Origin of the sequence: Pseudomonas donghuensis (genome assembly GCF_000696345.2) — a bacterium.
Lineage (GTDB): Bacteria > Pseudomonadota > Gammaproteobacteria > Pseudomonadales > Pseudomonadaceae > Aquipseudomonas > Aquipseudomonas donghuensis.
The window spans coordinates 1,865,238-1,883,087 of record NZ_CP071706.1; the positions used below are offsets into that span (position 1 = coordinate 1,865,238).

General features: G+C 62.2%; 13 protein-coding genes. 5 read left to right on the top strand and 8 right to left on the bottom strand.

Annotated features, from left to right (window positions below):
* Window positions 1–36: 36 nt before the first annotated feature.
* The 3 genes from BV82_RS08595 to puuE form a co-directional block, all read right to left on the bottom strand.
* Window positions 37–540 (bottom strand): ureidoglycolate lyase, encoded by a 504-nt coding sequence (locus BV82_RS08595; protein ID WP_010225127.1) that lies wholly within the window; start codon window positions 538–540, stop codon window positions 37–39.
* Between the two features lie 104 nt (window positions 541–644).
* The gene (uraD, locus tag BV82_RS08600; RefSeq protein ID WP_010225129.1) at window positions 645–1,160 is read right to left on the bottom strand and encodes a 2-oxo-4-hydroxy-4-carboxy-5-ureidoimidazoline decarboxylase; all 516 of its coding nucleotides are present in this window, start codon (window positions 1,158–1,160) and stop codon (window positions 645–647) included.
* Window positions 1,157–2,086 (bottom strand): allantoinase PuuE, encoded by a 930-nt coding sequence (puuE, locus tag BV82_RS08605; protein ID WP_036994363.1) that lies wholly within the window; start codon window positions 2,084–2,086, stop codon window positions 1,157–1,159. Before puuE ends, uraD begins: the two co-directional genes overlap by 4 nt.
* 398 nt (window positions 2,087–2,484) lie before the next feature.
* Here puuE and uraH point away from each other — a divergent pair, with 398 nt between their 5' ends.
* Complete coding sequence (uraH, locus tag BV82_RS08610; RefSeq protein ID WP_010225132.1) at window positions 2,485–2,838, top strand: hydroxyisourate hydrolase; 354 nt, start codon at window positions 2,485–2,487, stop codon at window positions 2,836–2,838.
* Window positions 2,839–3,792: 954 nt separating this feature from the next.
* Here the strand turns inward: uraH and BV82_RS08615 are convergent.
* Window positions 3,793–5,142 carry an NCS2 family permease gene (locus BV82_RS08615; RefSeq protein ID WP_010226038.1) on the bottom strand — a complete coding sequence of 450 codons (1,350 nt, stop codon included), beginning with the start codon at window positions 5,140–5,142 and terminating at the stop codon, window positions 3,793–3,795.
* 359 nt (window positions 5,143–5,501) lie between these two features.
* Between BV82_RS08615 and BV82_RS08620 the strand changes: the two genes are divergently transcribed.
* Both BV82_RS08620 and aqpZ read left to right on the top strand, forming a co-directional pair.
* Window positions 5,502–6,269, top strand: coding sequence for a GntR family transcriptional regulator (locus BV82_RS08620; RefSeq protein WP_036994364.1), 768 nt, complete (start codon window positions 5,502–5,504; stop codon window positions 6,267–6,269).
* Window positions 6,270–6,448: 179 nt separating this feature from the next.
* The gene (gene aqpZ / locus BV82_RS08625; protein WP_010226035.1) at window positions 6,449–7,141 is read left to right on the top strand and encodes an aquaporin Z; all 693 of its coding nucleotides are present in this window, start codon (window positions 6,449–6,451) and stop codon (window positions 7,139–7,141) included.
* Here the strand turns inward: aqpZ and guaD are convergent.
* The 4 genes from guaD to xdhA all read right to left on the bottom strand — a co-directional run bounded on the left by guaD (window position 7,138) and on the right by xdhA (window position 13,252).
* Window positions 7,138–8,442: a guanine deaminase gene (gene guaD / locus BV82_RS08630; protein WP_010226034.1), complete on the bottom strand. Its 1,305-nt coding sequence runs from the start codon at window positions 8,440–8,442 to the stop codon at window positions 7,138–7,140. The two genes, aqpZ and guaD, sit on opposite strands and share 4 nt — an antisense overlap.
* 10 nt (window positions 8,443–8,452) lie before the next feature.
* Window positions 8,453–9,298, bottom strand: coding sequence for a xanthine dehydrogenase accessory protein XdhC (gene xdhC, locus BV82_RS08635; protein ID WP_010226032.1), 846 nt, complete (start codon window positions 9,296–9,298; stop codon window positions 8,453–8,455).
* 110 nt (window positions 9,299–9,408) lie between these two features.
* The gene (gene xdhB, locus BV82_RS08640; RefSeq protein ID WP_036994366.1) at window positions 9,409–11,805 is read right to left on the bottom strand and encodes a xanthine dehydrogenase molybdopterin binding subunit; all 2,397 of its coding nucleotides are present in this window, start codon (window positions 11,803–11,805) and stop codon (window positions 9,409–9,411) included.
* Window positions 11,798–13,252 carry a xanthine dehydrogenase small subunit gene (xdhA, locus tag BV82_RS08645; protein ID WP_010226028.1) on the bottom strand — a complete coding sequence of 485 codons (1,455 nt, stop codon included), beginning with the start codon at window positions 13,250–13,252 and terminating at the stop codon, window positions 11,798–11,800. The genes xdhB and xdhA overlap by 8 nt, the downstream gene beginning before the upstream one ends.
* Before the next feature lie 272 nt (window positions 13,253–13,524).
* On the opposite strand from xdhA, the gene BV82_RS08650 reads away from it, so the two are divergent.
* Window positions 13,525–14,184 carry a GntR family transcriptional regulator gene (locus BV82_RS08650; RefSeq protein ID WP_036994367.1) on the top strand — a complete coding sequence of 220 codons (660 nt, stop codon included), beginning with the start codon at window positions 13,525–13,527 and terminating at the stop codon, window positions 14,182–14,184.
* Window positions 14,185–14,186: 2 nt separating this feature from the next.
* Window positions 14,187–17,675 (top strand): chromosome segregation protein SMC, encoded by a 3,489-nt coding sequence (gene smc / locus BV82_RS08655; RefSeq protein WP_036994368.1) that lies wholly within the window; start codon window positions 14,187–14,189, stop codon window positions 17,673–17,675.
* Window positions 17,676–17,850: the final 175 nt, after the last annotated feature.

Consider the following 17,850-nt stretch of genomic DNA (forward strand, 5'->3'; position numbering starts at 1 on the left):
CCCTGGCACCCTGTAGCCGGGTGCTCAGGTCTTCTCTTATTGGTGGGGGGCGAGGATCAATTGCTCATCCTCATTGAAAAAATGCTCATCGCAGTTGTTGCCAGTGCCACTGCGATCAACCACCAGGAAGTCATCCCGCTTTTCGATCGTCAGCACCGGGTGGTGCCAGACGCCGCGATGGTAATTGATGCCCTGCCTTCCATTACTGATGAAGGCACGGACCAGGCCCGATACAGGTACATCGCCAAGTGGCGCGACCACGATCAGAAAGGGGTTGCCGAGCAGCGGAATGAAAGCCTGGCTGCCCTGCGGATGGCGCTCCAGCATGCGTACGGTCAGGGGCATGTCCAGCGCGTCGGCGCGGAAAATGCTGATGATCGCCTTGTCGTCGGGTTGTGCGGTTTCGACCGTGGCCAGACGATGGAAGCGCATGGTCGAGCCGTTGTTGATCATGAAGTGGTCGCTGCCGTCGGTTTCGATCACGTCACCGAAAGGGGCGAAGGCTTCTTTGCTCAGGGGCTCAATCACTAAAGTGCGCATGCGGATTCTCTTTATTCTGTGTTGTGGAGGGTGTCGTTGTTGCGCCGGTCAGGCCCTGGGTACGCTCGCGTAGCGCACTCGGGCCAGCCCGGCGGTCGACGCCCTTAAAGCTGCAGCAGGCGGAACAGGGCGATCAGGTTGATCTGCGCCAGCGCTTCCTTGAACTCGGCCTCGACCGAGTTGTGGATGCGCTTCTCAAAGGCGGCGAGGATCTGGTGCCGGTTGCTGCCTTTGACCGCCATGATGAACGGGAACTTGAATTTCTCTTTGTAGGCATCGTTGAGTTCGGTGAAGCGCTCGAACTCTTGCGCGGTGCACTGGTGGATACCGGCGCCGGCCTGTTCATGGGTGCTCGATTCGGTCAGTTCACCCTGGATCGCGGCCTTGCCGGCGAGGTCCGGGTGCGCGTTGATCAGCGCCAGCTGAGCGGCGTGGTCGGCGCTCAGGAGGATGTCGCTCATGCGCTGGTGGAGGGCTTCGATCTGCTCGATTTCCTGCAACTGGCCCAGGTCGTAGGCCTTCTCGGCAACCCATGGCGAGTGTTCGTAGATGTCGGCGAAGGCTTCGACGAACGCTGTGCGATCCAGGCTCGAAGGCTTCAGGGTCTTGAATGCGGTCATTGTGCTTTCTCGGCTTGGAAAGGGTGGGTGGCATGCCAGTGACGGGCGATGTCCACGCGCCGGGCGAACCAGACCTGGTCATGGCTCTTGGCGTACTCGACGAAGCGCTTGAGCGCGGCCAGGCGCGCCGGGCGGCCGATCAAGCGGCAGTGCAGGCCGATCGAGAGCATCTTCGGGGCCTCGGCGCCTTCTTCGTAGAGCACATCGAAAGCGTCCTTGAGGTACTGGAAGAACTGCTCGCCGCAGTTGAAACCCTGCACCTGGGTAAAGCGCATGTCGTTGGTGTCCAGGGTGTAGGGGATCACCAGGTGCGGCTTGCCGGTCGGGTTGTTCTGTTCCCAGTAGGGCAGGTCGTCGTCGTAGGTGTCGCTGTCGTAGAGGAAGCCGCCTTCCTCCATCACCAGGCGGCGGGTATTCGGCCCGGTGCGGCCGGTGTACCAGCCCAGCGGACGCTCGCCGGTGAGTTCGGTGAGGATGCGGATGGCTTCGAGCATGTGCTCGCGCTCCTGGGCCTCGTCCATGTATTGGTAATCGATCCAGCGGTAGCCGTGGCTGCAGATCTCGTGACTGGCTTCGACCATGGCGCGGATCACGTCCGGATGACGCTGGGCGGCCATGGCCACGGCGAAGATGGTCAGTGGCACACCAGTGTCCTTGAACAGCTTGAGCAGGCGCCAGACGCCAGCGCGGCTGCCATACTCGTAGAGCGATTCCATGCTCATGTTGCGCGCGCCCTGCAGTGGCTGGGCAGCGACCATTTCCGAGAGGAAGGCTTCGGACTCTTTATCCCCGTGCAGGATGTTGCGTTCGCCACCTTCCTCGTAATTGAGCACGAAAGACAAAGCAATGCGGGCATTCCCCGGCCAGCGCGGATGGGGTGGGGTGTTGCCGTAACCGATCAGGTCGCGAGGGTAATCAGCGCTCACTGCAGTCTTCCTTCTTGTACGTGAATGCGGAGGGCGTGGGCACCCGGGTAGGGTATCGGCCACGACGATGGAATGATTGTATACAACTTTGTTTGCGATTTGTAAGCCTGTTTTTTCGCTTTTCTTTGCCTTTTTACCCACTCCAGCCTCTATAAGGAGCCCTGCAAGAAACCTGCCTGATCGGTCAGCTAATGACGGGCACGTCGGCCAGTGGCGTGGTTTTGCGACTGATGGTGTATTTACAGGGGAGGGGCGGGGTGTCGGGAAAGAATACTGAATTATTGTGTACAATATTTAAGAAAAATGTCTTAATAATCCGACAGCCGCACGTTGTCGGGCGTTCTGAGCCTGGCGTGCGGGTATTTTTTGCCCACACATAGAACAGAGGCGAGCAAGCAATGGGACGTTTGACCACGCATGTACTGGATGCCGCGCATGGCTGCCCTGGCAGTTCGATCAAGGTCGAGCTGTACCGGGTCGAAGGCCAGCAGCTGGAACTGGTGAACACCACCCTGACCAACAGCGATGGCCGTTGCGACGCGCCGCTGCTGCAAGGCGATGATTATCGCAGCGGCGTCTACCAGTTGCAGTTCAGCGCCGGCGACTACTACCGTGCCCGCGGCGTGCAATTGCCCGAGCCTGCTTTCCTTGATGTGGTGGTGCTGCGTTTCGGCATCAGTGCCGAGCAGGATCACTACCACGTACCGTTGTTGATCTCGCCGTACAGTTACTCGACCTACCGTGGAAGCTAGTTGGTCGCTAGAAGAATCTTCGTAGGTCCTTGCCCGCTCACACTGCGGGCTTTTTTTATGGTTCTTCATGGAATCCTGGGGGGCTAGGATCCTTGGCTTGGCTTGGCTTGTTCCGGCTGCGAGCTTATCCATTTGCTGTGGCGCCGCTGCCGGCCCCTTCCGCCTTTACGGCGTCCTACTTTTCTCTTGGGAAAAGTAGGCAAAACCGCTCGCTCCCGCATACGGCCCTACGCTGCGCTTCGGGTTCCTTCGCTTCGGTGTCCTCCAGGGGCATCGCGGCCTACGACTTGCTACGCAAGTCTACGTCTCGCGTCTTCGGCTAACGCCGAAGGGTGCTGCGCACCAGCCCCCTCCAGACACCTACACTCAGCCTCCTGAAGTCGCGAAGTTACGGGCGGCGCCTGCACTGGCGTATCTGCGAAAGCAGATTATGGCGTAGCCAAACTGACCCCAAAGCGAGGACTGGCCTGCTTCATCTTGATGCTGATCTTGATCTTCATGCACGTAATTCCAGGCGCCGCCAAAAGCGACTTCAGGAGGCTGAGTGGAGGTGCCTGTAGGGGCAGTGCGCAGCACCTTCGGCGTCAGCCGAAGACGCGAGACGTAGACTTGGCGTAGCAAGTCGTAGGCCGCGATGCCCCGGAGGGCGCCGTAGCGAAGGGACCCGAAGCGCAGCGTAGGGCCGTATGCAGTAGCAAGCGGTTTTGCCTACTTTTCCCAAGAGAAAAGTAGGCCGCCGTAAGGGCGGAAGGGGCCAGCAGCGGCGCCACACCGAATGGATAAGCTCGCAACCAACCCCACCCCAAGGCTCATAGTCCCCGAAATTCCGTGAAGAACCTTTTTTTTTGCCTGTAATTCGAGATCCCACAGGGACCACTCAGGCATCAGCACTGTTTAGCCGACAACAAAAAGCCCCACCCGAAGGTGAGGCTCTGTTGTAGCAGTGTGCCGTGTTTAGAGGAACACGAACTTGGCAATGAAGATCGCCGTCAGCACCCACAGGCTTGCCGAGATCTCCTTGTAGCGCCCGGTCCCGGCCTTGAGCACCACATAGGTGATAAAGCCCAGGGCGATGCCGTCGGCGACCGAGAAGGTCAGCGGCATCATGATCGCGGTGACGATTGCCGGAATGCTGTCGGTGGCTTCGTCCCAATCGATATGGGCCATGCTGCCCATCATCAGCATCGCCACGTAGATCAAGGCACCGGCAGTCGCATAGGCCGGAATCATCCCGGCCAGCGGGGCGAAGAACATCGCGGCGATGAAGAACAGGCCGACCACCACGGCAGTCAGCCCGGTACGGCCACCGGCGGCGACCCCGGCAGCACTCTCTACATAACTGGTCACCGGTGGTACGCCGACCACGGCACCGAACACACTCGATGCACTGTCGGCCTTGAGCGCCCGCGACAGGTTTTCGATGCGCCCGTCGGCATTCACCAGGTTGGCCCGTTGGGCCACGCCCATCAGGGTGCCGGCGGTGTCGAACATGTGCACGAAGAGGAAGGCGAAGACCACGGCAATCATGCTGACGTTGAACACGCCGGCGACATCCATGGCCATCCAGGTCGGCGCCAGGCTCGGCGGCAGCGAGAACAATCCGCCGTACTCCACCAGGCCCAGGCCCCAGCCGGCGAGGGTGACGCTGATGATGCTGATCAGGATCGCGCCGAACACCCGGTGGTAGCTGAGCACCGCGATCATCAAAAAGCAGATGGCCGCCAGCAGCGGGCCAGGCTCGTGCAGCGAGCCGAGCTTGATCAGGGTCGCCGGGCTGTCGACGACAATCCCTGCGGTTTTAAGACCGATCAGTCCGAGAAACAATCCGACGCCGGCACCCATGGCATGACGCAGGCTGACTGGAATGCTGTTGAGCAGCCATTCGCGCACCCGCGACAAGGTCAGCAGCATGAACAGCACCCCGGAGACGAACACTGCGCCCAGCGCAGCTTCCCAGGTGTAGCCCATGGTCCCGACCACGGTGTAGGTAAAGAAGGCGTTGAGCCCCATGCCCGGTGCCAAGCCTACTGGCCAGTTGGCGTACAGGCCCATCAACAGGCAGCCGAGGGCGGCGGCGATGCAGGTGGCGACGAACGCCGCGCCGTGATCGATGCCAGCATCGGCCATGATGTTGGGGTTGACGAAGATGATGTAGGCCATGGTGATGAAGGTGGTCAACCCGGCGATCATTTCGGTTTTGACGGTGGTGCCATGTAGCTTGAGTTTGAAAATCCGCTCCAGCCAGCTCGTTTCGAGCGGTGGGGCAAGATCCAGCGTAGGGGCGTCGGATTTGCGGCTTTCCACAGCGTGTACTCCTCAAGTCTTTTCTTGTTTTCCAGAGCCAGTCCTGCGCACGCACTGGGGGGCTCTGTGAGGCGGATGGGATGGCAGGCCACCGGACCGTTTGTTGACTTCTGGGTCAGGAAGTTGCACGGATGGATTATGCGTTTGTATACAAAGAATGCAAATAATGTTTTCGTTGTTGTGCTCAGATAATTTGCCTGTGCAGCTATAAAGGCTATCGCCACCTGCAGAAATCCCTGCGGCTGTGTACAATGTGCCAATACCTTAATCGTTTAATTTTCTTACCAGGACTTGCCATCGCCCCTCTGGCTGGTATTACAGTCAGGGTCCGACTGGCGGATCTCCGTGCTCGAGTGCCCATGAACGAACAGCTGCAACCTCTCAAGAAACCAGTGCGTACCGGCAAGGCCGGTCGTAGCGGAACCCAGGACGATATCGTCTATGCGCACATTTTCGAGGCCATCCTCGAGCAGCGTCTGGCGCCGGGTACCAAGTTGAGCGAGGAAGCCCTGGGCGAGATCTTCGGCGTCAGCCGCACCATCATCCGCCGCGCCCTGTCGCGCCTGGCCCACGAAAGCGTGGTGCTGCTGCGGCCCAACCGCGGCGCGGTAGTGGCCAGCCCGACGGTCGAGGAAGCCCGCCAGGTGTTCTTCTCGCGGCGCATGGTCGAGCGCGCCATCACCGAGCTTGCGGTCGAGCATGCCACCGCCGAGCAACTCAACGAGCTGCGCCAGATGGTCCGCGAGGAGCGCGACAGCTTCTCCCGTGGCGATCGCGGCGCCGGCATTCGTTTGTCCGGCGAGTTTCACCTCAAGCTGGCAGAGGCTGCAGGCAATGCGCCGCTGATCAGCTTTCAGCGCAGCCTGGTGTCGCAAACCTCGTTGATCATTGCCCAGTACGAAAGCGGCAACCGTTCGCATTGCTCCTACGACGAGCACATGCAACTGATCGACGCCATCGAGGCCCGTGACGTCAACCAGGCGGTGAGCCTGATGATGCACCACATGGACCACATCGACAGCAAGCTCAACCTCGACGAAGACAGCGCGTCGGATGACCTGCATGCGGTGTTCTCGCACCTGCTGCAGACCAAGAAGCGTGGTGGGGTTGCACCGCTCAAGGGTTGAAGGCCAGTAACACCCAATCGCGGTGCGACGATTCGACTTGCCCCGCGATGCTTTCCGGCCACTGGCAGGTTATCCAGCCTCTGCTAGATTCTCACCTGATCCACCGCAAACCTTCATCAAGCAGTTGGGCTTGCGCGCTATGCGTAGAACTTCAACTACTTGAGGACAGGTATATGTCGATGCCCCTGAGCAAACGCATGGGTGCTGAACTGATCGGGACGTTCTGGCTGGTGCTGGGTGGCTGCGGTAGTGCGGTGATCGCCGCGTCGCTCCCCATCGGTATCGGCCTGGTCGGGGTGGCCATGGCCTTTGGCCTGACCGTGCTGACCATGGCTTTCGCCATCGGCCATATTTCCGGATGCCACCTCAACCCCGCGGTGTCGCTCGGGCTGGTGGTGGGCGGGCGTTTTCCGCTCAAGGACCTGCTGCCCTACGTCATCGCCCAGGTGATTGGCGCGATTCTCGGCGCAGCGCTGATCTACTTCATTGCCAGCGGCAAGGCGGGCTTTGAGTTGTCGGCGGGGTTGGCGTCCAATGGCTATGCCGAGCATTCCCCCAGCGGCTACTCGTTGGCGGCAGGCTTTGCCAGTGAAGTGGTGATGACCGCGATGTTCATCCTGATCATCATGGGCGCCACCGACAGCCGTGCCCCGGCGGGCTTTGCACCGATTGCCATCGGCCTGGCCCTGACGCTGATCCACCTGATCTCGATTCCGGTCACCAACACCTCGGTGAACCCGGCGCGCAGCACGGGGCCGGCGATTTTCGTCGGTGGCTGGGCGCTGCAGCAGCTGTGGTTGTTCTGGGTGGCGCCGCTGATCGGGGCAGTGATCGGCGGCGCCTTGTACCGGGGGCTGGCGCGCGAGCCTTAGCGCTGGTGTACGCAGCGGCCGGCGGCGAAGGTCTGCTTGACGGTACGGTCGTCGCCCAGGGTCATCAGCACGAACAGCGTCTCGTCGATGCTGTTCGACTGCTGGAGGCGGTAGTCCATCAGCGCCGTGGCCTTGTAATCGAGTACCACGAAGTCGGCATCGTTGCCGGGCCGCAGGCTGCCGATACGGTCGTCCAGGCTCAGCGCCCGGGCGCCGCCCAGGGTCGCCAGGTACAGTGACTTGAACGGGCTCAGGCGCGCGCCCTGCAGTTGCATGACCTTGTAGGCTTCATTCAGGGTGTTGAGCAGCGAGAAGCTGGTACCGGCCCCGACGTCGGTGCCCAAACCGACCTTGACCTTGAACTTCTCGGCTTGCGGCAGGTTGAACAGGCCGCTGCCGAGGAACAGGTTGGAGGTCGGGCAGAAGGCCACGGCCGAGCCGGTTTCTGCCAGGCGCTGGCATTCGTCGTCGCACAGGTGCACGCCGTGGGCGAACACCGAGCGCTGGCCGAGCAGCTTGAAGTGATCGTAGACGTCCAGGTAGCCCTTGCGCTCCGGGAACAGCGCCTTGACCCAGTCGATTTCCTTGAGGTTTTCGCTCAGGTGGGTGTGCATGTACAGGTCGGGGTATTCGCCCAGCAACTGGCCGGCCAGGGTCAGTTGCTCCGGGGTGCTGGTCGGCGCAAAGCGCGGGGTCACCGCGTAGTGCAGGCGGCCTTTGCCATGCCAGCGCTCGATCAGCGCCTTGCTCTGGATATAGCCGGATTCGGCGGTGTCGGTCAGGTAGTCCGGGGCATTGCGGTCCATCATCACCTTGCCGGCAATCATCCGCAGGTCCAGGCGCTCGGCGTGTTCGAAGAAGGCATTGACCGATTCGGGGTGCACGCTGCCGAACACCAGGGCGGTGGTGGTGCCGTTGCGCAGCAGTTCTTCGATGAAGATCTTTGCGACCTTGTCGGCATGCGCCTTGTCGGCAAACTGCTTCTCGCAGGGGAAGGTGTAGGTGTTGAGCCAGTCCAGCAACTGCTCGCCGTAGGAGCCGATCATGCCGGTCTGCGGGAAGTGGATATGCGTGTCGATGAAGCCCGGGGTGATCAGGGCATCCTGGTAATGCTCAACCTCGATGTCAGCCGCCAGGGTCGGCAGCAGGTCGCGGGCATGGCCCAGGGCGCTGATCTTGCCGTTGTCGATCAGCATCAGGCCGTCTTCGAAATACTGATAGGAGGCTTCGACGCCTACTTCGGCTGGGTCGGCGATGCTGTGCAGGATGGCGGCACGGTAGGCTTTGCGGGTTGCGCTCATAGGGCTCTCGTCATATGGCTTGGCTGCGCCGTGACGGCGGCAGCAATTGGGCAATGGGGCCGGCGTTGGCAGCGTTGTTGTGCTGGCCAAAGCTGGCGTTGTAGGTGGCAATGATTTCGGCGGCGATCGACACGGCGATCTCGATCGGCAGCTTGCCCTTGACCTCGGCGATGCCCATCGGGCAGCGCATGCGCTGCAGGCGCTCCTCGGCAAAGCCGCGTTCACGCAGGCGATGCTCGAACTTGACGCGCTTGGTCCTCGAGCCGATCAGGCCGAACCAGGTGAAGTCATTGCGTTTGAGGATCGCTGCGGTCAGTTCCAGATCCAGCTGATGGTTGTGGGTCATGACGATGCAGTAGCTGCCAGCGGGCAGGTCATCGACTTCATCCACCGGCTCTTCGCTGACGATCTTGCTGACCCCGGCCGGCATGTGCTCGGGGAATTCCTGCTCGCGCGAATCGATCCAGCGCACCTTGCAGGGCAAGGCGGCGAGCAAGGGTACCAGAGCGCGGCCGACATGGCCTGCGCCGAACACGGCGATCTGCGCCTGGACCTGGCCCATCGGTTCGAACAGCAGCACGGTGGCGCCGCCGCAGCACTGGCCGAGGCTGGCGCCGAGGCTGAAGCGTTCCAGGTGCGGCGCTTCACGGCGCTCGGCAAGCATCTGCCGGGCGATGTGCATGGCCTTGTATTCCAGGTGGCCGCCGCCGATGGTGTCGAACAGCTGCTCGGCGCTGACGACCATTTTCGAGCCGGCGTTGCGTGGCGTCGAGCCACGTTCTTCGATGATGGTCACCAGTACGCAGGGCTCGCCGCGAGATTGCAGGTCGGACAGGGCGTTGATCCAGGTGTGCATTATTCAGTTACCTCTACGGTGCCTGTTCTGGCCTCATCGCTTGCAAGCCAGCTCCCACAGGTCCGGTGTACACAGATCCTGTGGGAGCTGGCTTGCCAGCGATAGCGGACTCACGGTGTCACTGTCTCAACCTCGGTAGCAGGCTGTTGCGCCGCCACCGCTTTGCGCACCTGCTCGCAACCCCAGAGCACCCGCTCCGGCGTCGCCGGCGCATCGATCAGCGGGTGCACGCGGTAGTCGCCCAGGCTCGCCACGGCGTCCTTGATCGCGCACCAGGCGGCAATGCCGAGCATGAACGGCGGCTCACCCACGGCCTTGGAGTGGAACACCGTGTCTTCCGGGTTCTTGCGGTTCTCCACCAGCTTGACGCGCAAATCCACCGGCATGTCGGCCACCGCCGGGATCTTGTAGCTGGCCGGGCCGTTGGTCATCAGCTTGCCCTTGGCGTTCCATACCAGCTCTTCGGTGGTCAGCCAGCCCATGCCCTGGATGAACCCGCCCTCGACCTGGCCGATGTCGATGGCCGGGTTCAGCGAGGCGCCCACATCGTGAAGGATGTCGGTGCGCAGCATCTTGTATTCGCCGGTCAGGGTGTCGACGATCACCTCGGCACAGGCCGCACCGAAGGCGAAGTAGTAGAACGGCCGGCCGCGGGCCTGGCTGCGGTCGTAGTAGATTTTCGGGGTCTTGTAGAAGCCGGTGCTCGACAGCGACACCTGAGCAAAATATGCCTGTTGCACCAGGGCTTCGAAACTGAGGATTTCATCGCGCACACGCACGTGGCCGTTGCGAAACTCGACGTCTTCCTCGCTGACCTTGTATTGACGGGCGGCGAACTCGGTCAGGCGTTTCTTGAGGATCTCGGCGGCATTCTGCGCCGCCTTGCCGTTCAGGTCGGCGCCGCTGGAGGCGGCGGTCGGCGAGGTGTTGGGCACCTTGTCGGTGTTGGTCGCAGTGATCTGGATGCGTTGGAAATCCACCTGGAACACTTCGGCCACCACCTGTGCCACCTTGGTGTTCAGGCCCTGGCCCATTTCGGTGCCGCCGTGGTTCAGGTGAATGCTGCCATCGGTGTAGATGTGCACCAGGGCGCCAGCCTGGTTGAGGAAGCTGGCAGTGAACGAGATACCGAACTTCACCGGGGTCAGCGCCAGGCCTTTTTTGAGGATCGGGCTGTTGGCGTTGAAGCGGCGGATCGACTCGCGGCGCTCGGCATAATCGCTGCTGGTTTCGAGCTCGGCGGTGATCTCTTCGAGCATGTTGTGCTCGACGGTCTGGTAGTAATGGGTGACGTTGCGCTCGGTCTTGCCATAGTAGTTGGCCTTGCGCACCGCCAGCGGGTCGAGGGCCAGGTGGCGGGCGATGTGGTCCATGACCTCTTCGATGGCGACCATGCCTTGCGGGCCACCGAAGCCGCGGTAGGCGGTGTTCGACGCGGTGTTGGTCTTGCAGCGGTGGCCATGGATGGTGGCATCGCCCAGGTAATAGGCGTTGTCGGCGTGGAACATGGCGCGGTCGACGATCGACGCCGAGAGGTCCGGCGAGCAGCCGCAGTTGCCGGCCAGGTCGAAATTGATACCGTGCAGGCGGCCGTTGTCATCGAAGCCGACGTCGTATTCGATGTAGAACGGGTGGCGCTTGCCGGTCATGAGCATGTCTTCGACCCGCGGCAGGCGCATCTTGGTCGGCTGGCCGGTGAGGTGCGCGATCACTGCGCACAGGCAGGCGGGGCTGGCCGCCTGGGTTTCCTTGCCGCCGAAACCACCGCCCATGCGGCGCATGTCAACGACGATCTTGTTCATTGGCACGTCGAGGACTTCCGCCACCAGCTTCTGCACTTCGGTGGGGTTCTGGGTCGAGCAGTAGACGATCATTCCGCCGTCTTCGGTGGGCATCACCGAGGAGATCTGGGTTTCCAGGTAGAAGTGCTCCTGGCCGCCGATGTGCAGGGTGCCCTGCAGGCGATGCGGGGCGCTGGCCAGGGCGCTGACCGAGTCACCGCGCTGGTGGGTGTGGCTGTCGAGCACGAAGTGTTTCTTGCGCAGGGCCTCGACCACATCCAGCACTGGCTCCAGGTCTTCATATTCGATGATCGCGGCCATGGCCGCGCGGCGCGCGGTATCCAGGTCGCGGGCAGCGACGGCGACCACCGGCTGGCCAACGAACTCGACGGTGTCGATGGCCAGCAGCGGGTCACCGGGCAGCAGCGGGCCGATGTCCTTGAGGCCCGGTATGTCTTCATGGGTGATGGCGATGCGCACGCCTTCGAAGGCGTAGCAGGGGCTGGTGTCGATGCTCAGCACCCGTGCATGGGCGCGGTCGGACAGCCGCGCATAGACATGCAGCTGATTGGGGAACTCCAGGCGATCATCGATGTACACCGCTTCGCCCGACACATGCTTGTCGGCGCTATCGTGCTTGAGGCTGCGGCCAACCCCGGTGGTCAGGTCCTGGCTGAACAGTTCGGCCAGCTCTGCCTGGCTTTTGGCGACGTGATGGTTAGACATAAGCGGTCACCCGAGTTTCGATGTGCGGTGTTTGCAGTTCGATGAAGTATTTGCGCAGCAGGTTCTGCGCGCTGAGCAGGCGGTATTCTTTGCTGGCACGGAAATCCGAAAGCGGCGTGAAGTCCTCTGCCAGGGCCTGGCAGGCGCGCTCGATGCTGGCCTGGTTCCAGGCCTTGCCGACTAGCGCTGTTTCGCAGGCGCGGGCCCGTTTCGGGATCGCCGCCATGCCGCCGAAAGCAATGCGTGCAGCCTCGACCACGCCGTTGCTGATGCGCAGGTTGAACGCCGCGCAGACTGCCGAGATGTCATCGTCCAGGCGCTTGGACACCTTGTAGGCGCGGAACGCCCAGTCGGCACGGGCCCGTGGCACGACGATCTTCTCGATGAACTCGCTATCCTGGCGCGCGGTGATGCGGTAGTCGATGAAGTAGTCTTCCAGCGCCAGGGTGCGGGTGTTTTCACCCTTGCGTAAAACGATCTGCGCATCCAGGGCAATCAGCAGGGGCGGCGAGTCACCGATCGGCGAGGCGTTGCCGATGTTGCCGCCGAGGGTGCCCTGGTTACGGATTTGCAGTGAGGCAAAGCGGTGCAGCAACTCGCCGAAGTCCGGGTACTCGCGGCTCAGGGCGTCGTAGCAGTCGGTCAATGGCGTGGCTGCGCCGATTTCCAGGTGCTGGTCGTGAGTCTCGATGCGCTTGAGTTCGGCGACGTTGCCGACATAGATCATCACCGGCAGGGTCTTGTGGAACTGGGTGACTTCCAGCGCCAGGTCGGTACCGCCAGCCAGCAACCGGGCTTCGGGGTGCGAGCTGTAGAGGTCGGCAAGGTCGGCCACGGTCAGCGGCACCAGGCAGCGCTTGTCGCCACTGTTGAGCTCACCGGTTTCGCTTGGGGCGATAGCTTTGAGGCGGGCGATGGTCTGGGCTTCGCTGGCATCGAACTGATCAGGCTTGGCCTGGCAGCAGGACTGTTCGGCAGCGGCCAGGATCGGCCGGTAGCCGGTGCAGCGGCAGAGGTTGCCGGCCAGGGCTTCCTGGGCCTTGTGCAGGTCGGGGGCGTCGCTGTTCTTTTGCAGGGCAAACAGCGACATGACGAAGCCCGGGGTGCAGAAGCCGCATTGCGAACCATGGCAGTCGGCCATGGCCTGCTGCACGCTGTGCAGCTTGCCCTGGTGCTTGAGGCCTTCGACGCTGATCAGCTGTTTGCCGTGCAGCGAGGAGACGAAGGTCAGGCACGAGTTGAGGCTGCGGTAGCGGATGTGCTCGCGGCCGTCATCGTTCTGCGCCAGCTCGCCGACCACCACGGTGCAGGCGCCGCAATCGCCGCTGGCGCAGCCTTCCTTGGTACCGGACTTGCCCAGGTGTTCACGAAGATACTCGAGGACTGTCAGGTTGGGGTCCAGGGCATGCTCACTGCGCAGCTCCTGGTTAAGTAGAAACTGGATCACGGGAAGGCCTCACAAGCGACTTATTGTTGTTGAGCGGACTGTAAGCAGACTTGATTTTCAGGTCAACAATTTTCTGACCTTCGGGTCAGGAAATTTCTCGTGGCGCTTCCGCCCTTTTACAGGTGCTCAGTTATGAGCATAGTTGGCCCTGTGTGATCCGAATCTTTTGCGCTAATCGTGCCAACTTCTGCCAAATGGCCACTGCGCGGCGTGGGGGCAAGTGCGCTACAATTCGGCGCTTGTGCACAGTTCAATGATTTTGAAGGAAAACCATGACGTTCAAGGCGCCGGACAGCCTCTCCGAGCAAATTGCCCATTACCTGGCCGAGCGGATCATCCGCGGCGAGCTCAAGCCTGCCGAACGTATCCAGGAGCAGAAGGTTACCCAGGCGTTGAATGTCAGCCGTGGTTCGGTGCGCGAGGCGCTGCTGATCCTCGAGCGCCGCCATCTGGTGACCATCCTGCCGCGTCGTGGTGCCCACGTGACCGAGCTCGACGAGCACAACGTGCGCAGTCTGTGCACGTTGATGGGCGAGCTGTACACCTTGCTCGGCAACGCCGTGGCACAGCACTGGCGCAATGACGCTGACCTGCTGCCGTTCCTCAAGATCCAGCAGCGACTGACCAGCGCTTTTGAGCGTCAGGACATCCGTGCCTTCGTCGAAGACAGCTTCACGGTGATGCGCGCTGCCTATCCGTTTGCCGACAACCCCTACTTGCAGGAAACCGTCGAGAACCTGCAGCCGGCCATGAGTCGTGCCTATTACCTGGCACTGGACCAGCGCAAGGCCAATATGAACGACTTCCTGGTGCTGTTTGCCAACCTGCTCGAGGCCGTGGTGGCCCGTGACCAGCTGCGCATCCGCACGGTGCTGGCCGAGTACTGCCAGCGCAGCTGCGAGCTGGTGCTGGCGGCGCTGGCGACTGCCTGAGCATGCGCCTCAAGTGCATTCGCCTGGCCGGGTTCAAGTCGTTCGTCGACCCCACCACGGTCAACTTCCCCAGCAACATGGCCGCCGTGGTCGGGCCCAACGGCTGCGGCAAGTCCAACATCATCGATGCGGTGCGCTGGGTGATGGGCGAAAGCTCGGCCAAAAACCTGCGTGGCGAGTCGATGACCGACGTCATCTTCAACGGTTCGACCAGCCGCAAGCCGGTGAGCCAGGCCAGCATCGAGCTGGTGTTCGATAACTCCGACAGCACCCTGGTGGGCGAGTACGCGGCCTATGCGGAAATCTCCATCCGCCGCAAGGTGACCCGCGACGGGCAGAATACCTATTACCTCAATGGCGCCAAATGCCGGCGCCGTGACATTACCGATATCTTCCTCGGTACCGGCCTGGGCCCGCGCAGCTACTCGATCATCGAGCAGGGGATGATCTCCAAGCTGATCGAGGCCAAGCCCGAGGACCTGCGCAACTTCATCGAAGAAGCGGCGGGCATTTCCAAGTACAAGGAACGCCGGCGCGAGACCGAGAACCGTATCCGCCGCACCCACGAGAACCTCGAACGCCTGACCGACCTGCGCGAAGAGCTCGAGCGCCAGCTCGAACGCCTGCATCGTCAGGCCCAGGCGGCCGAGAAATACAAGGAATACAAGGCCGAGGAGCGTCAGCTCAAGGCACAATTGGCGGCCCTGCGCTGGCAGGCCCTGAACGATCAGGTGGGCCAGCGCGAAGCGGTGATCGGCGACCAGGAAGTGGCCTTCGAGGCCCTGGTGGCCGAACAGCGCAATGCCGATGCCAGCATTGAGCGCCTGCGTGATGGCCACCATGAGCTGTCCGAGCGCTTCAACCTGGTGCAGGGGCGTTTCTATTCGGTCGGCGGCGATATTGCCCGGGTTGAGCAGAGCATTCAGCACGGCCAGCAGCGTCTGCGCCAGTTGCAGGATGACCTCAAGGAGGCCGAACGCTCGCGCCTGGAAACCGAGTCGCACCTGGGCCATGACCGCACGATGCTCGCCACCCTGGGCGAAGAGCTGCAGATGCTCGAGCCCGAGCAGGAGCTGACCCTGGCCGCTGCCGAAGAGGCCGCCGCCACCCTGGAAGACGCCGAAACCACCATGCACGGCTGGCAGGAGCAGTGGGACAGTTTCAACACCCGCTCGGCCGAGCCGCGGCGCCAGGCCGAGGTGCAGCAGGCGCGTATCCAGCAGCTGGAAACCAGCCTCGAGCGCCTGGCCGAGCGCCAGCGCAAGCTCGGCGAAGAGCGCGATCAGCTCAGTGCCGACCCGGAAGACGCCGCGATCCTCGAACTGGGCGAGCAGGTCGCGACCAGCGAACTGCTGCTTGAAGAACTGCAGATAGAAGAGCTGCAGGTGGTCGAGCAGCTCGAAGCGCTGCGCGAACAGCTGCAGCAGGCGGTACAGGCCCAGCAGCAAGCCCAGGGCGAATTGCAGCGCCTGGGCGGTCGCCTGGCGTCACTGGAAGCCCTGCAGCAAGCAGCGCTCGATCCTGGCACCGGCACCGCACAATGGCTGCGCGAGCAGGGCCTGGAGCAACGTCCGCGCCTGGCCGAAGGCTTGCGCGTTGAGCCGGGTTGGGAGCTGGCGGTGGAAACCGTGCTGGGCGCCGATCTGCAGGCGGTGCTGGTTGACGACTTCAATGGGCTGGACCTGAGCGCCTTTGATCAAGGCGAGCTGCGCCTGCTCGACAGCCGCGGCCAAGGCGTGCGCATGCCCGGCAGCCTGCTCGACAAGGTCGAAGGGCGCATCGATCTGGCGCCCTGGCTCGGCCAGGTCAAACCGGTAGAGCGCCTCGAACAGGCCTTGGCCCTGCGCACTCAGTTGGCCGAGGGGCAAAGCCTGATCAGCCGGGACGGTTACTGGGTGGGCCGGCACTTTTTGCGTGTCAGCCGCGCCAGCGATGCCCAGGGCGGGGTGCTGGCCCGAGGTCAGGAGCTGGAGCGCCTGGGCCAAGAGCTGCAAGAGCACGAAGCGACGCTGGAACTGCTGGAGGCCAGGCTGCAGGAGCAGCGCGAGCAGCAGCAACAACTTGAAGAGCGCCGCGAGCAACTGCGCCGCCGCGCACAGGACGAAGCGCGCCAACAAAGCGAGCTCAACGCCCGGCTCTCGGCCGGCAAGGCCCGCGCCGAACAGTTGAGCCTGCGCCGCCGGCGCCTTGAAGAAGAGCTGGCCGAGCTGCTCGAACAACGCAGCATCGAGCACGAAAACCTCGGTGAGTCACGGCTGCAACTGCAGGAAGCCCTCGACCTGATGGCTCAGGACACCGAGCAGCGCGAGCTGCTGCTGGCTCAGCGCGACAGCTTGCGCGAACGTCTCGATCGGGTGCGTCAGGAAGCCCGTCAGCACAAGGATCATGCCCATCAATTAGCGGTGCGCCTGGGGTCATTGCGCGCCCAGCACGATTCCACCCGCCAGGCCCTGGAACGTCTGGAACTGCAGTCCGAGCGCCTGAGCGAGAAGCGCGAACAGCTGACCCTGAACCTGGAGGAGGGCGAGGCGCCGCTGGAAGAGCTGCGCCTCAAGCTTGAAGAACTGCTAGAAAAACGCATGAGCGTCGATGACGAAATGCGTCAGGCGCGGCTGCACATGGACGAAGCCGACCGTGAGCTGCGTGATGCCGAGAAGCGCCGCACCCAGGCCGAGCAGCAGTCGCAACTGCTGCGTGGCCAGCTCGAGCAGCACCGGCTGGAATGGCAAGGGCTGAGTGTGCGGCGCAAGACCTTGCAGGAGCAACTGCTCGCCGACGGCTACGACCTCGACGGGGTACTGGCAACCCTGGGCGAGCAGGCCAGCGAGCAGGAAGCCGAGCAAGAGCTCGAGCGCATCGATGCGCGCATCCAGCGCCTGGGCGCGATCAACCTGGCGGCGATCGACGAGTACCAGCAGCAGTCCGAGCGCAAGCGCTACCTGGATGCCCAGGACGCCGATCTGGTCGAAGCCCTGGACACCCTCGAAAACGTCATTCGCAAGATCGACAAGGAAACCCGCAACCGCTTCAAGGATACCTTTGATCAGATAAATGCCGGATTACAGGCACTTTTCCCAAAAGTTTTCGGTGGTGGCAGCGCTTACCTGGAACTGACGGGCGAAGATCTACTCGATACAGGGGTGACGATCATGGCGCGGCCACCGGGCAAGAAGAACAGCACCATCCACCTGCTCTCGGGCGGTGAGAAAGCGTTGACCGCCCTGGCCCTGGTGTTTGCCATTTTCAAGTTGAACCCGGCACCGTTCTGCATGCTCGACGAAGTCGATGCGCCGCTGGACGATGCCAACGTCGGGCGTTACGCCCGGCTGGTGAAAGAGATGAGCCAGACAGTGCAGTTCATCTATATCACCCACAACAAGATCGCCATGGAAATGGCCGATCAACTGATGGGGGTTACCATGCATGAACCGGGTTGTTCACGGCTGGTGGCGGTGGATGTGGAGGAGGCGATGGCCATGGTCGACGCCTGATTTGAAGCAATAAGGTGTGAACCAGCGGTAAATGGCCCTGTCAGTTGCGACAGACGGTGTAAAGTTATCTTTGGTCGTGCTAGCTTAATGTCACTTATTTTTTTGCGTGGGTAAAACGCCTGTCAGAACATAGAGTTGGCGCCACGTTTTAAAGGGGTTTAAACCCTTTATTTTT

Excerpts from the sequence above, each read along its gene's own strand:
- BV82_RS08620 (WP_036994364.1), top strand. The coding sequence starts at position 5,502 with ATGAACGAACAGCTGCAACCTCTCAAGAAACCAGTGCGTACCGGCAAG.
- xdhC (WP_010226032.1), bottom strand. The coding sequence starts at position 9,298 with ATGCACACCTGGATCAACGCCCTGTCCGACCTGCAATCTCGCGGCGAG.
- uraD (WP_010225129.1), bottom strand. The coding sequence starts at position 1,160 with ATGACCGCATTCAAGACCCTGAAGCCTTCGAGCCTGGATCGCACAGCG.
- xdhB (WP_036994366.1), bottom strand. The coding sequence starts at position 11,805 with ATGTCTAACCATCACGTCGCCAAAAGCCAGGCAGAGCTGGCCGAACTG.
- uraH (WP_010225132.1), top strand. The coding sequence starts at position 2,485 with ATGGGACGTTTGACCACGCATGTACTGGATGCCGCGCATGGCTGCCCT.
- BV82_RS08595 (WP_010225127.1), bottom strand. The coding sequence starts at position 540 with ATGCGCACTTTAGTGATTGAGCCCCTGAGCAAAGAAGCCTTCGCCCCT.
- guaD (WP_010226034.1), bottom strand. The coding sequence starts at position 8,442 with ATGAGCGCAACCCGCAAAGCCTACCGTGCCGCCATCCTGCACAGCATC.
- smc (WP_036994368.1), top strand. The coding sequence starts at position 14,187 with ATGCGCCTCAAGTGCATTCGCCTGGCCGGGTTCAAGTCGTTCGTCGAC.
- aqpZ (WP_010226035.1), top strand. The coding sequence starts at position 6,449 with ATGCCCCTGAGCAAACGCATGGGTGCTGAACTGATCGGGACGTTCTGG.
- BV82_RS08650 (WP_036994367.1), top strand. The coding sequence starts at position 13,525 with ATGACGTTCAAGGCGCCGGACAGCCTCTCCGAGCAAATTGCCCATTAC.